Annotated in this window: 12 protein-coding genes; 7 read left to right on the top strand and 5 right to left on the bottom strand. The window is 38.9% G+C overall.

Annotation, left to right across the window (positions count from 1 at the left end; all coding sequences use genetic code 11):
* Positions 1 to 43: 43 nt before the first annotated feature.
* From I2F17_RS07290 to I2F17_RS07275, 4 genes are all read right to left on the bottom strand, one after another.
* Positions 44 to 1,456: a mannose-1-phosphate guanylyltransferase/mannose-6-phosphate isomerase gene (locus I2F17_RS07290; RefSeq protein ID WP_196422575.1), complete on the bottom strand. Its 1,413-nt coding sequence runs from the start codon at positions 1,454 to 1,456 to the stop codon at positions 44 to 46.
* A gap of 49 nt (positions 1,457 to 1,505) precedes the next feature.
* The gene (locus I2F17_RS07285) at positions 1,506 to 2,138 is read right to left on the bottom strand and encodes an exopolysaccharide biosynthesis polyprenyl glycosylphosphotransferase (RefSeq protein ID WP_328705926.1); all 633 of its coding nucleotides are present in this window, start codon (positions 2,136 to 2,138) and stop codon (positions 1,506 to 1,508) included.
* A 340-nt stretch (positions 2,139 to 2,478) separates the two neighbouring features.
* Positions 2,479 to 3,672 (bottom strand): multidrug effflux MFS transporter, encoded by a 1,194-nt coding sequence (locus tag I2F17_RS07280; protein ID WP_211139457.1) that lies wholly within the window; start codon positions 3,670 to 3,672, stop codon positions 2,479 to 2,481.
* An 18-nt stretch (positions 3,673 to 3,690) separates the two neighbouring features.
* Positions 3,691 to 4,980, bottom strand: coding sequence for a siderophore-interacting protein (locus I2F17_RS07275; RefSeq protein ID WP_211139456.1), 1,290 nt, complete (start codon positions 4,978 to 4,980; stop codon positions 3,691 to 3,693).
* 594 nt (positions 4,981 to 5,574) lie between these two features.
* Here I2F17_RS07275 and I2F17_RS07270 point away from each other — a divergent pair.
* From I2F17_RS07270 to I2F17_RS07240, 7 genes are all read left to right on the top strand, one after another.
* On the top strand, positions 5,575 to 5,901 hold the full coding sequence (locus tag I2F17_RS07270) for a hypothetical protein (RefSeq protein WP_211139455.1): 327 nt from the start codon (positions 5,575 to 5,577) through the stop codon (positions 5,899 to 5,901).
* Positions 5,902 to 6,038: 137 nt separating this feature from the next.
* Positions 6,039 to 6,977, top strand: coding sequence for a LysR family transcriptional regulator (locus I2F17_RS07265; RefSeq protein ID WP_196422570.1), 939 nt, complete (start codon positions 6,039 to 6,041; stop codon positions 6,975 to 6,977).
* Positions 6,978 to 7,214: 237 nt separating this feature from the next.
* Positions 7,215 to 8,447, top strand: a complete 1,233-nt coding sequence (locus tag I2F17_RS07260) for an NRAMP family divalent metal transporter (RefSeq protein WP_196422624.1) — start codon at positions 7,215 to 7,217, stop codon at positions 8,445 to 8,447.
* A gap of 12 nt (positions 8,448 to 8,459) precedes the next feature.
* On the top strand, positions 8,460 to 9,230 hold the full coding sequence (locus I2F17_RS07255; protein ID WP_211139488.1) for a LamB/YcsF family protein: 771 nt from the start codon (positions 8,460 to 8,462) through the stop codon (positions 9,228 to 9,230).
* Positions 9,231 to 9,232: 2 nt separating this feature from the next.
* The gene (locus tag I2F17_RS07250) at positions 9,233 to 10,042 is read left to right on the top strand and encodes a putative hydro-lyase (protein ID WP_211139454.1); all 810 of its coding nucleotides are present in this window, start codon (positions 9,233 to 9,235) and stop codon (positions 10,040 to 10,042) included.
* A gap of 13 nt (positions 10,043 to 10,055) precedes the next feature.
* Positions 10,056 to 11,648 carry a 5-oxoprolinase subunit B/C family protein gene (locus tag I2F17_RS07245; RefSeq protein ID WP_211139453.1) on the top strand — a complete coding sequence of 531 codons (1,593 nt, stop codon included), beginning with the start codon at positions 10,056 to 10,058 and terminating at the stop codon, positions 11,646 to 11,648.
* On the top strand, positions 11,645 to 13,369 hold the full coding sequence (locus I2F17_RS07240) for an acetyl/propionyl/methylcrotonyl-CoA carboxylase subunit alpha (RefSeq protein ID WP_211139452.1): 1,725 nt from the start codon (positions 11,645 to 11,647) through the stop codon (positions 13,367 to 13,369). Before I2F17_RS07245 ends, I2F17_RS07240 begins: the two co-directional genes overlap by 4 nt.
* A gap of 51 nt (positions 13,370 to 13,420) precedes the next feature.
* Here the strand turns inward: I2F17_RS07240 and I2F17_RS07235 are convergent, their stop codons facing one another.
* On the bottom strand, positions 13,421 to 14,239 hold the full coding sequence (locus I2F17_RS07235; RefSeq protein ID WP_211139451.1) for an ABC transporter substrate-binding protein: 819 nt from the start codon (positions 14,237 to 14,239) through the stop codon (positions 13,421 to 13,423).
* Positions 14,240 to 14,262: the final 23 nt, after the last annotated feature.

Genomic DNA, 14,262 nt, shown 5'->3' with positions numbered 1-14,262 from the left:
TCTGATTATTTTTGATGCTCCTATTTTTATTATTTATGTTGTACTAACAACGCCCATAAATATCTTCAAAGCGCACAATATCATCTTCACCTAAATATGAACCAGATTGTACTTCAATGAGTTCAAGTGGTAACTTGCCTGGATTTTCTAAAGCGTGTATTTCTCCAAGAGGAATATACGTAGATTGGTTTTCGGTGAGTAAGAAGCTCTCTTTGCCTTTATGAATTTTAGCGGTGCCTGTCACAACGATCCAGTGTTCTGAGCGATGGTGATGCATTTGAATAGATAGTTTTTCGCCAGGCTTAACGGTAATGCGTTTGACTTGGTAACGTGAAGCATGATCAATGCTGTCATATTTACCCCAAGGTCTATAGACCTCTCTATGGTTGTAATGTTCTGTGCGATTGCTTTGTTTGAGTTTTTCTACGACTTTTTTAATGTCTTGTACTTTATTTTTATGTGCAACTAAAACTGCATCTTTTGTTTCTACGACCACTAAATCTTCTACACCTAAAAGTGTAACCAATTTGTTGCTACTGTGGCTGTAACAGTTTTGGCTATCTATATTAATGATATCGCCAAAATTTACATTGCCATGCTCATCTTTAGTTTGAATATCCCATAAAGCAGACCATGAGCCAATATCGCTCCAAGCAGCATCTAATGGTACGACCACCGCATGTTGCGTTTTTTCCATTACTGCATAATCGATGGATTCTGATCGACATGTTGTAAAAATATCTTTATCTATGCGTATAAAGTCTAAGTCGAGAGTTGTTTCCTTAATACTGTTTTGGCAACATTCAAAAATATCTGTCGCATGTTTTTGAAGTTGTGTGAGAAATGTGCTTGTTTTAAATAAAAACATACCACTATTCCACAAAAACAGGCCACTATCTAAATAGTTTTGAGCGGTATCTAAGCTTGGTTTTTCTACAAATTGCTTCACTTTAAAACCAGTTAATTGAGTTTCACCTTTTTCAATATAACCATAGCCTGTTTCTGCATGTGTAGGCACAATACCAAATGTAACTAACTGATCAGTTTCTGCCAAAGTAATGGCATCCGTAACGGTTTTTTCAAAAGCATGTTGGTTTTGAATAACATGGTCGGCAGCCAAAACTAAAAGCAGGCTATCTTGTTTAGTCGATTGTTGGTAAAACGCAGCTAAAGCAATTGCTGGTGCGGTATTTTTGCCCTCTGGTTCTAAAATAATTTTAGCAGATACACCGATTTCACGCATTTGTTCGGCAGCTAAAAAACGATGCTCTTCATTGCAAATAATAATTGCTTCATTGCAAGGTAAGTTTTTTAGTCTAAGTAAAGTGGATTGTAATAATGTATGGCCATCTGGCGAAAGTTTTAAAAATTGTTTAGGGTATTGTGTTCTAGACAGTGGCCAAAGTCGAGTACCGCTACCGCCAGCCATAATTACAGGAGTGACCATCTTTGACATAAAAATATTCCTAATAGGGTTTTGATTGATGTTGTATATTATCTTTTACTTAATAAGCCGTTTTTTGAGTAAAACCACGTAAAATGGTTAAAAAAATCAATTTAATATCGAGCCATAAACTCCAGTGTGCAATGTATTCTAAATCGCATTTGACTCGGTTTTCCATTTTATCTAGGGTATCTGTTTCGCCTCGCCATCCACTCACTTGAGCAAGTCCTGTAATGCCAGGCTTTACCATATGTCTGAGCATATAGTCATTGATGTGTTGGGCATAATATTCATTGTGGCTTAAAGCATGTGGTCTTGGACCAACAATAGACATACTACCAAACAGCACATTAAAAAATTGTGGCAGTTCATCAAGCGAAGTTTTTCTTAAAAATGCACCAACTTTGGTGACTCTATGATCATTTTTAGTTGCCTGTTTAACACTCTGGCCTTCTTCCATGACAGACATACTACGAAATTTCCAAACTTTAATTACTGTACCATTTAACCCATGTCGACTTTGCTTAAACAAAATCGGCCCATGAGATGTGGTCTTGACTAAAATAGAAATAATGAGTAGGAGCGGAGAAATAAGCAACAAAATAATAAAAGAAACAATGATATCTTCTAATCGTTTTATCAATTTGTTAAAGCCTACAAATGGTGTAGATAAGGTTGTATTTTGACTTTGCATGGAATTAACATATGGTGCTGAGTGTTTAGGTTCTATCATAATGATTCTAAAATTGTGCTATAGTTTACATAAATGTAAGTTTGAGTAAACTGTTTCTGTGTTTTTTATCATATAAAATACTGTATTTTTAATCACGATACGTATTACGTCTGAAATTGATCTTATATGATATCTTACTCATGTTGCAATACGTATTTTACATGCTTTTTAGTGTTGCAAAATGGCAAGGATGTCTAAATTTTAGATGTATGCGCATGATTACATTTTTATATTTTGATAATGAATAAAATCTGACGATAAGAGTGAGTGATGTATAGATGACACATCACTCACCTGAAAATTAGCGGGTGTGATTAAGTGGTGTAATCTTCCAAATAAGTCCCACACCAACAGCACTATAAAGCAACATAATCAATGTCATGTTATGTATCAGATCTAATGGTAAAATGGCTAAAATTGCACCAGAAATTAAACCAAAGAAAAATTGTAAAGCACCTAAAAGTGCACTGGCTTGCCCTGCTTGTTGTCCTTGACTGGCTAAAGCCAACACAGTGGCATTAGGTGCAACTAAACCGACACATGCCACGATGAAAAATAAACCAACCATGAGTGTTGTAATGGACACTTGATTTGAAAATGCAATGAACAATAAAAAAAGTGTTGCTAAAAACTGTAGACCACCGCCACATTTAAGTAGTAATAAAGGAGGATATGTTTTACTGAGTATCCGATTAATATTGGCAACAATAACTAAGCCAAAAGCATTAATTGAAAAAAGTACAGAGAAAAAACCTGTCGAGGCGTGTAGCTTATCTATAAATAATTCAGATGCACTGTTAATGTAAGTAAACATGAGTCCCATTAATAGCCCACTGGCCACAGAGGGAATAATAAAGCCAGCATCTCGAATAAGCGCAACGTAACCATGTAGTGCCGAATACACAGTATGCTTTTTACGCCGTGCTTTGGGCAGTGTTTCAGGAAAATGAAACCAAGAAAAAATGAGTGCGATTGTACCTAAGCTAAAAAGGCAAATAAAAATAGCCCGCCATTCAAAATAGGCCAACACTACGCTACCAAAAAGCGGTGCAAGTACAGGCGCAAGACCTTGTACCGCCATGAGTGATGAAAAAGCTTGTGCAGCTTCAGCCCCCTCTAAACGATCACGAATGGCAGAGCGAGCAACAACAACACCTACACATCCACCTAAGGCTTGAGCAATTCGTGCCAAAATGAGTGTTTCAAGCTGTGTGGCAAAAACGCAAACGAGGCTAGATAAAACATAGAGCATTAAACCAAAAAACAATGGTTTTCTACGGCCAAAATGGTCTGTTAATGGCCCATAAATGAGTTGACCAAAGGCCAAACCCATAAAGTATGCAGGGAGTGTACTTGCAATGTTGGAGGTTGTGACATGTAAGTCTTTGGCCATGCTCGGTAAAGCCGACAAATACATGTCTATGGAAAAAGGGCCAAGCGCTGTTAGGGTGGCTAACACGCAAAGCCATGTGGCCGTGTAAGGTTTTTGTGGCATATGATGCACTCAAGTCAATTAAATCGAAGAATTTTTTTGCCAATAGCCTGCAGCTTTGATACGAGAAGAATCAATTTGATATTGTTCGGTGAGGGTGTGTTTAATTTGGCGAGATAGCTGTGCTTCACATGCAATCCAAAAAAAACTGTCCGATTGATGCCAATTTATTTTTGACCACAGATGAGATGTTAAATCATCTTGATGCTGAGGGTCTAACCAAACAATTTGAGCCTGTGCTAAATGTGTGAGTTCAATTCGAGCGGTAGTATTATGAATAAAAATAAATGCCGAAACGTTGCTGTGCTTGGGGAGTTCTTCCAAACGGCGAGCAATGGCAGGTAAAGCCGTTTCATCGCCAATTAAAACATGTTGAGCGTAATTTTGTGGAATAACCATAGAGCCACGAGGGCCACCAATCACTAGACGATCTCCCAATTGTGATTGCTTTGCCCATTGTGTTGCAGGACCTGCATCGTGTAACACAAAATCTATGCTGAGTGTTTTTTGCTGTGGTTGAAAAAGACGAGGGGTATAGTCTCGAGCAATTTTTTTTATCTCTGGTGCTAAAGGAGCCCCTGTTTTGTCTGATTCGGTTTGAGAAAAGTTGGGCACATGAATCTGACCTGTGATGGGGTCGGGAAAAAAAAGTTTAACGTGGTCGTCAAATCCTGCACTATTAAAATCAGCGAGATTTTCTCCATAAAATACGATACGTAATAAATGCGGAGATAAAACGATTTTTTGCTGTACTTCAACCCAACGAACTTTGAGTTGATGTTTAATTCGATAAGGTTGTTTTTCAGGGCGATTGATTGGGGGTGTTGGCATAGATTTACTCTGAAGAATATGTTGGATGGTTTTTATGGTGTGCTCTAAACTATTGGCTAATAGTTCAGCATCTGCATGATTGAGTTCGTGTTGGCTCAATAATTGACGCATGTCTTGTTTGACTTGATCTAGTTTTTCAAGCAGTACAGCAGGTTGTTGTGAACGCCGTTGTATTTTTTTTAATAACTCATCTACTTCAGGTTGATAGGCATCTGCAATTTGTTGTCCTAAAGGCGTAATACTGTAGCTGCGTTTGCGTCCATCTTGTGCATGGGGCGCACTATAGATGAGTTTTTTTTCAACCAAATCATTGAGTAATGGATATAAGACACCTGCACTAGGGGCATAAGTGCCTTGAGTCATTTGTTGAATGGTTTTTATGAGGTCATAACCATGTTGTGGTTGCTTTTGAATGAGTGAAAGAACAATCCAGCGTAAGCCACCACGCCCAAATCCATGATGTGAAGTTTTATTTTTCATAAGCATTGTTTTAAAAAAGATATATCTATTATATTTTTTAAAATGATTTTTATGTAAGTTATTTTTTGTAATTTATTATAAATAAAGAAATTTAAAGGTGTTTATGAATTTTATTAAAAATAAAAGATATATTTTTTAATAAGATTAATTGTTTCTTTTAGTGTGAAATCGTCTGATATTTTTAAGAATACTATGCTCATGGACATGATGTTGGTTGTGTGTGTGATCAATTACCTTTGATACACGACATCTTTATAGTGTGTGTTGAAAACAGATATCGTTTGATTGAATAGAATAATCATGAAAATACTGAGGGTGAAAAATATATTGTTTTTTATGCTTGCGAAGCACTGCCGTTGTATGTTTGTGCCGATATTTAAGCGATAGCATGTATCGATGAAAAAATATTAAAAACCATTATTCGTTTGACCGATGTGGTCTAATTTTTGCTTTTGTTTGAAGTGAATATAAGCAATGGTCAGGATTATTTATATCTATTTAACTCATTATTTTTGATGGGGTAATGATATTGAACGCCACGTTTGTATTTAGGGGTTGAATGTGTATTTTTTAGAAGAAATAAGGGGAGATGATATGGTCTTACCATTAAAACAAGAAGCTACAATTTTTGCTGTGGCATCTCAATTATATGTACATTTAAGAAGAGCAACAGGTCGAGTGATTGATGTCATTTATTTAGAACAAGATCAACACTATGCCAATGAAATTATTAAATTTGCCAATCAATCATCAGATGAAAAAGTACAGCAATTTGCAAAAATGTTGCAACAGCACATTATGGGCTGTCAAAGCCAGCTGAAAATTGAAGATGTAACTTTAATGTCTACGCCATCTGCAACGATAAATGATGAATGTTTTCAAGCGGAAGTTTCACATCACTACATTGGTGCATTGCGTTAATGTTACGATTTCATTGAATGGTTTAACGAAAATCAGATGAGGTATTTTGACCATAAAAAATTAAATAGATATCATTTTTTTCATGAGAGGGCATTCGGTGTATTGTATAACTCCATGTTTACCATTGGATGGGTCATTTGAATTATAAAGGTCTTGAAACACTCTATTGGGTTGTACGGTTAAGTAGTTTTAATAAAGCAGCCATACAACTCAATACGACACAATCTTCTGTATCTCAGCGCATTGCGACATTGGAGCATGAGTTTGGTGTTAAATTGTTGGAACGCACATCACGCAGTATTCATTTAACAGATCAAGGCAAGGTTGCGTTTAAGTATGCAGAAAAAAGCATCGTTCTTCATGAGCAACTGCTCACGGATATTTCTCATCATAGCTTAAAAGAAAGTACAATTCGTTTAGGTGTAGCAGAAACCATTGTTCATTCGTGGCTGGTCGATTTTATAGAGATGGTCTACCGTGATTATCCTTATATTACGATAGATATTATTGTCAATATTACGCCTGTACTCAAAGACGCACTTAAAAATGGTGAGTTGGATATGGTGTTTATGTTAGATCACACCTGTGATTTTGACTGTATTCAACGTCCACTTTGTTATTTTGAACAAAGTTTTTTAATTTCTGCCAAACTCGGACAAAAATTTTTACATCGGAGTGCTTTATGTTTTAAAGACATTATCCGCTCCACAATCATTAGCTATCCTAAAAATACGTATCCATATATCGATCTTAAACAACAGTTGAATCAATTGCGATTGCCTGAACCAAAAACCATTACCAGTTATTCACTGGCTACACTCATAAAAATGACTGAAGAAGGCATGGGCATTGGCGTATTGCCACACCTTTCTGTGCTCAAAGAATTAAGAGAAAAGCGACTTTATATTTTGCCCACAAACATCGTGTTGAATCCGTATCATTTTTCATGTGTGTATACGCTTGGGCGAGATGATCTTGTAAAAAATAATTTAGCAGATCTTGCAGTGAATGTTGCTAATCAGGCAACCAAAAAACTCAATCAACAGTTTAGCCATGAGAATTTTTCTTTGTATTAATTGCGATGTGATATAGCAGAGCGCACTAGATTAAAACCAAAACAGCACCAAAACAAAACATGCATAAAAATTAAACATTAGTTTGCTTAATGGGTTTCAATTAGGTGTGCTAATCATTTTTTTAATACTATGTTTATCAGTAACTTATAAATAATTTAAATATGCAATAATGCTTGAGCCATGAATATTTTGTGTGATTTATTACATGAAGTATTTTTATTTTATATAGGATCAGGCATGGGGAATAACACTAAAAAGTTTTTTAATGAAAGACAGTGGGCAATTATTGCTTCTATTTTCTTAATGGCAACGTCAGCCATGGGGCCGGGATTTTTAACTCAAACTGCTGTGTTTACCGCCAAAATGGGTGCCGCATTTGGTTTTGGGATTTTACTGTCGATTATTATTGATTATGTGGTACAGCAAAATATTTGGCGTGTGGTCACATTAACGCAAATGCGTGCTCCCGATGTGGCAAATGCAGCTTTACCGGGAAGTGGTTATGTATTGGCGGCATTGGTTATTTTTGGTGGCTTCTTTTTTAATGTGGGCAATATTGCAGGTGCAGCGTTGGGGTTAAATGCGCTATTTGGTTTAGATACCAAATGGGGCGGTGTGATTAGTGGTGCAATTGCTATTTTGATTTTTGCATCAAAAAAAGCAACGCTTGTTGTTGATAAAAGCATGATTGTGTTGGGTGTGGTCAAAATTCTGATTGTTGTTGTGGTTGCTATTATTGTTGCACCACCACTAGGAGATGCATTTCATCAGACGATTTTACCAAGCCATATTGACTTTGCCAGTATTACGACCATTGTTGGTGGTACGGTGGGTGGATATATCTGTTATTCAGGTGCACACCGTTTATTAGATAAAGGGGCTGTCGGGCCAGAACATATTGATGAAGTCTCTAAAGCGGCCACCAAAGGTATTGTGGTGGTGGGTATTGTACGTTATGTACTTTTCTTGGCGGTACTTGGCGTGGTGGCAAGTGGTGCTGTCATTGATTTATCTGCCAAAAATGCCAACCCAGCAGCTCAAGCATTTCAGTATGCTGCAGGTATGTTTGGTTTTAAACTTTTTGGTCTTGTGTTTTTTGCAGCAGGGATTAGCAGTGCCATTGGTGCAGCCTATACGTCGGTGTCTTTTTTCACAGCCTTTAAAAAAGATATTACTTTAAAACAGCGTAACGTGTGTACAGTCATTTTTATTTCATCTGCACTTTTACTTTTTGTGATTTTAGGCGCAACCCCTGCAAATTTATTAATTTTTGTGGGTGGTTTAAATGGTCTTGTGTTACCGATTGGCTTAACGCTATTTGTATATGTTGCCGCATGCCGAAAAGATTTGTTGGGTGGGTATAACTATCCGATGTGGCTCACTGTACTGGGTGTGCTGACGTGTTTATTGACATGGTATATGGGTTACATTTCATTTAATACCATTTTTAATTATCTAAAATCATTGTAAGAGAGTGCCATGATGAATATTGATTTAAACAGTGATCTTGGTGAAAGTTATGGCTCATGGCGTATGGGTAATGACCTAGAGATTTTAAAACTGGTCAGTAGTGCCAACATTGCCTGTGGTTTTCACGCAGGTGACCCGCGAGGAATTTTATCTACAGTGCGTCAGGCACATGCTTCTGGTGTTGCAATTGGTGCACATGTGGCTTATCCAGATTTAGTGGGTTTTGGGCGCCGTAACATGGACTTGTCTTATGATGAATTATATGCCGATGTACTGTATCAATTGTCAGCCTTAGATGGGTTGGCACGAAGCGTTGGTGCCAAAGTGAGTTATGTAAAACCTCACGGGGCATTATATAACACGATTGCACACAATTTAACGCAAGCACAGGCGGTCATTGATGCCATAAAGTCATTTAACGCAAGCTTAACGTTAGTGGCTTTGGCAGGTTCTCGTTTGGTCGATTTTGCACAAACACATGGTCTACATGTGGTTGCAGAGGCATTTGCAGATCGTGCGTATCATGAAGATGGTTCTTTGGTCTCTAGACGTTTAGATGGTGCTGTATTACACGATGCAGATCAAATTGCTGAACGTGTGGTTAGTATGGTGAAACATGGCGGAGTCATGTCGGTTGAGGGGACTTTTACTCGTATTCAAGCAAAGAGCGTTTGTGTGCATGGCGATACGCAAGGAGCGCTTGAGATTACCCAAAAAATTATTGATGCGTTGCAAGATCATCACATCAGTATTACCCCATTTTGTGCACAAAAGCAGGTGTAAACATGTCTAATATTCCATTTTTGGCAACAGCAGAGCAATTAAAACAAGCACAGCAGGCACGATTACGCATTCGGCAAGGGTACGATCAGCCTACCGCAGGGTTAGCCTCAGGTATGACTCAGGTGAACATGATTTGTGTGCCTGAGGACTGGGCATGGGACTTTTTACTGTATGCACAGCGTAATCCACAAAGCTGTCCGATATTAGATGTCATTGAAGCTGGACAATATCGTACACAGCTTGGGGCAGATATAGATATTCGAACTGATTTTCCAAAATATCATATTTGGGAGCATGGTCGTCAAGTGAGTGAAGTCACAGATATTTCAAACATTTGGCAAGAAAATCCTAAAATGGTGACGTTTTTAATCGGCTGTAGTTTTTCATTTGAAGCCGATTTAATGGCTGCAGGTATAGACGTGCGTCATATTACCGATCAAACCAATGTGCCTATGTATTTAACCAATGTTGCATGTCGTTCAGCAGGAAAAATGTCGGGTCAATTGGTGGTGTCTATGCGACCAATGAAAGCACATCAAGTCCCTCAAGCGGTACAAATTACAGCAAAAGTACCTCAAATTCATGGTGCCCCTGTTCATATCGGTTCACCACATCTATTGGGAATTAAAGATATTTATTGCCCTGATTTTGGTGATGCACCTCGTATTTTAGACGATGAAATTACTGTATTTTGGGCATGTGGTGTAACACCACAAGCCGCCGTTATGCAATCTAAAGTCCCTTTTGCCATTAGTCATGCACCCGGCCACATGCTAATTACAGACATTCCTGACCGTACATGGTCTGTTTAGTCTAGGGGGCATTATGCGATTTTTATCGGTGAGTTTAGACAGTTTCTTAATTGAATGTCATGATTTATTAGAAACCACACGTTTTTTTCAGCACTTACAACGTGCACAACATCCTGCAATTTTAGATATGATCCCTGCTGAAAAAACCATTTTAATTCAGTTTTCAGTATTTAAAACCTCTCAACAACAGCTCATTGCATGGTTATCTAAACAGCATGTTCAAGATGATGTTGCCGTGCGTGGGCATACGGTAGTTATTTCGGTTGAATACGGTGGTGGAGATTTAAATGAAGTGGCCGAACGACTAGGGATAACCACTCAAGCGCTGATCCAACGCCATACACAACATGAGTGGAAAGTGGCTTTTATTGGTTTTGCCCCAGGTTTTGGTTATTTAAATTGTGAAAGTCGTCCATTTGGCAGTGTTCCTCGTTTAGATGTACCTCGTAAACGCATAGAGGCAGGTTCGGTTGCATTGGCTGGAGAGTATTCTGGGGTGTATCCCAAAGACAGTCCGGGGGGATGGCAATTGATTGGTCGCACACATACAAAGATGTGGGATATTGAGCGAGATCCTCCTGCGCTTTTTGTACCGGGCCATACCGTCATTTTTAAAGAGGCAAAACAAGGCACATTGGTGAGTGTGCCCGATGTTGTAAAGCCATCTCATGAGCAGAGCATTGCGTTAGATAAAACGACAAATGCCACATTAAAAATTTTAAATGTAGGTATGCAAACGCTGATACAAGATGGGGGGCGGATGGGACAATTTTCCTTGGGCGTTGGTGTGGGAGGAGCATTAGATCAAGGTGCAATGCGTTTGGCGAATGAGTGTGTCGGAAATATAGCCAATACGGCTGTGCTTGAGATTTTGAACGGTGGTTTTAAAGCGCAAGTGCTTGCACCTACCGTTGTGGCAGTGACCGGTGCGATTGGTGAATGCATGATTGAATATGCAGACACGAAGGTTGCTGTTGTGGCTTCTGGTCAGGCAATTGCATTAGATGAAGGCGATAAAATTCAGATTAAAACCCCGAAAATGGGGCTGAGAAATTATTTGGCTATACGTGGAGGGGTGTTGGTTCCTTCGGTTTTGGCCAGTCGTAGTTTTGATACGTTGGCACAACTTGGACCGAAACCGCTGTGTATGGGTGATGAAATTGTAGTGGGTCAAATGCCGAAACAAGCAGTATCTATTTCGACAGAAGTGACAAAGTGGTTGCCTAAAAGTGAAGAGACCGTGGTGTTAGATCTTATTCTTGGGCCAAGAACAGATTGGTTTGAAGCAAAAAGTGTAACAGTATTATTTGATCAGTTGTGGCAAGTGACCAATGAAATGAATCGAGTGGGGTTGAGGTTACATGGTGCAGTTGCTTTGGAAAGATCAAAGCATATGGAACTGCCCAGTGAAGGTACTGTTACAGGTGCACTACAAATTCCGCCCAATGGCCAACCTGTATTGTTTATGAATGATCATCCACTCACGGGGGGATACCCTGTAATTGCGACAGTTGCAAGTTATCACTTAGATTTGGTGGCTCAAATTCCAGCAGGTTGTTGGATTAAATTTAATCAAATTTCAGAATTTATGGATATGAATGTATGAACACACATAAATTACTTATTGCCAACCGTGGTGAAATCGCTGTACGTATTATTCAGGCGTGTAAAGATTTAACAATCTCATCGATTGCAGTGTATGCCAATGAAGATGTCGACAGTTTACACACGCAATATGCAGATGAAGCATGGGCATTAAAAGGTGTGACTGCTCAAGAAACCTATTTAAACATTGATGCGATTTTAATAGTAGCTCGTCAGTCGGGTGCGACAATGGTACATCCGGGGTATGGTTTCTTGTCGGAACGTGCAGAGTTTGCACAAGCCGTTTTAGATGCTGGGTTAATTTGGGTGGGGCCTTCACCTAAAAGTATTACGTTGTTAGGCGACAAAATAGAAGCCCGAAAAATTGCACAAGCTGTAGGTGCACCTTTGGTGAAAGGTACTTCTGAGCCATTAAAAAATGCCCAACAAGCCTATGATTTTGCGGTGCAATATGGGTTGCCGATTGCAATTAAAGCAGCATTTGGTGGCGGTGGTCGTGGTCTAAAAGTGGTACATCATTTAGAGGAAGTACAGCCACTTTATGAATCTGCGGTTCGAGAAGCCGTGAGTGCATTTGGCCGAGGTGAGTGTTTTGTTGAGCAGTATTTAGACCGCCCACGACATATCGAAGCTCAAGTAGTTGCAGACCAACAGGGTCAAGTGGTGGTGGTCGGTACACGAGATTGCTCATTGCAACGCCGTAATCAAAAACTGGTTGAGGAGTCTCCTGCACCATTTATTTCTGAGCATATCTTACAGCAGATTATTGATTCGGCGACTGCCATTTGTAAAAAAGCAGGTTATGTAGGTGCAGGAACAGTAGAGTATTTACTGAGTCAAAATGGCACATTATCATTTTTAGAAGTCAACACGCGTTTACAAGTGGAACATCCGATTACGGAACAGACATCAGGCGTAGACTTGGTTGCCGAACAAATTTCTATTGCATTGGGGCATGGGTTATCTATTGAACGTATGCCTATACCACAGGGTCATGCCATTGAGTTTCGAATCAATGCTGAAGACCCTGCAAGAGGTTTTATTCCTGCCTTTGGTGGGCTGACGAAATTTATACCACCAAGTGGGTTAGGAGTTCGTTTAGATACGGGAGTAATGCAGGGCAGTGTAGTTTCTCGGCATTTTGACTCTTTACTCGCAAAATTAATTATTACCGCGCCTACGCGAGCATTGGCGATACAACGTGCAAAGCGAGCACTCAGTCAATTTCAGATTACAGGGGTGGCAACGGTATTATCTTTTCATCAGGCTGTTTTAAATGAACCTGATTTTATTGATGAATTTAAAGTACATACTCGTTGGATTGAACAAGATTTTAATGCCAATGACGATGTATTTCAGCGTAGCCAACATACAAATACAGCATCAATGCAGTATCTTAAGCTTGAAATTGATGGAAAACTACATGATGTTGGTTTACCTATTGCACTGTTAAGTCTACTTGGCCAAGCAAATCAGTCACCACTTTTAGTGGAAGAAACAGCACATGATGCCAATGCTGTACTGGCTCCGATGAGTGGGGTGATTACACAGTGGAAAGTGGATTCTGAAAGTATGGTCGAAAAAGATCAAATCATTGGGGTTATGGAAGCCATGAAAATGGAAGTTCCGATTATTGCTCATCAGGCAGGTCGATTAATTATCACTATTGCATGTCAAACCAATTTGCAAGCAGATGATGTTATTGCGTGTATTGAGCAATAAATGAACCTCCTGCCTGTGCATGAATTGCACTTGCAGGAGGTAAAAAATAAATTAATTCACAGCTTTAATGCCGTATTTATCAAGTAGTTTTTGATACTCTTGATTGCCTTTAATGGTATCTAAGGCTTTGGTGAGACTTGCTAATGTTGCTGGGTCATCTTTACGTACAGCAATACCTAAAATTTGTGGGTATAAAGGTTCTGTAGAGGAGATCACCACCTTGCCATTGACTTTAGCCACAAAGCTTTTTGCAACATCTGTATCATCAAACTGAACATCAGATGACTTGGCAAGTAATGATTGTAATGCTTCAGGAGATGTTTCGAACTCTCGAACAGTAATCCCTTTTTTGTGGTTTTCAACACAATAGCCTTTGGATAACTCATCTAATTTAGGAACAGCTGCTGAACCTTTAATAATAGATAATGTTTTACCACATAGCTCTTTTACATCTTTGGGTGCAAACGATTCTCCAGTACGAACAATGAGTGCGTTGCCGACTTTGGCATAAGGAATAAAATTGACTTGTTTTTCACGCTCAGGCGTAATAAACATTGAAGATGCAACGGCATCAAATTTTTTACTATTTAAACTTGGAATTAAGTTTGCAAAGCGAGTGTCAATAAATTCAACTTTTTGTTGATTGGCATTGGCCAATAACTGAAGTAATTCAACGTCAAAGCCTTGTGGTGTATTGTCTTTGAAAAAGCCATATGGAGGGTAGGTTAAATCTGCGCCAATATTTAATGTGGCTGCTGCTGGTGTTGCATCAGCAACAGCAGTTTCTTTTTTTTCTTCAGGCTTACTGCATGCTGAAAGGGCAAGAACTAAAGTTGTGAAACAGGTGGTAATACTGATTTTTTTAAGCATGTGTAATCTCCGAAAATGGGGTA

Origin of the sequence: Acinetobacter baretiae (assembly GCF_015627105.1) — a bacterium.
Lineage (GTDB): Bacteria > Pseudomonadota > Gammaproteobacteria > Pseudomonadales > Moraxellaceae > Acinetobacter > Acinetobacter baretiae.
The sequence above is the reverse complement of the archived record's forward strand: the minus strand, read 5'-3'. Positions and strand labels throughout refer to the sequence as shown.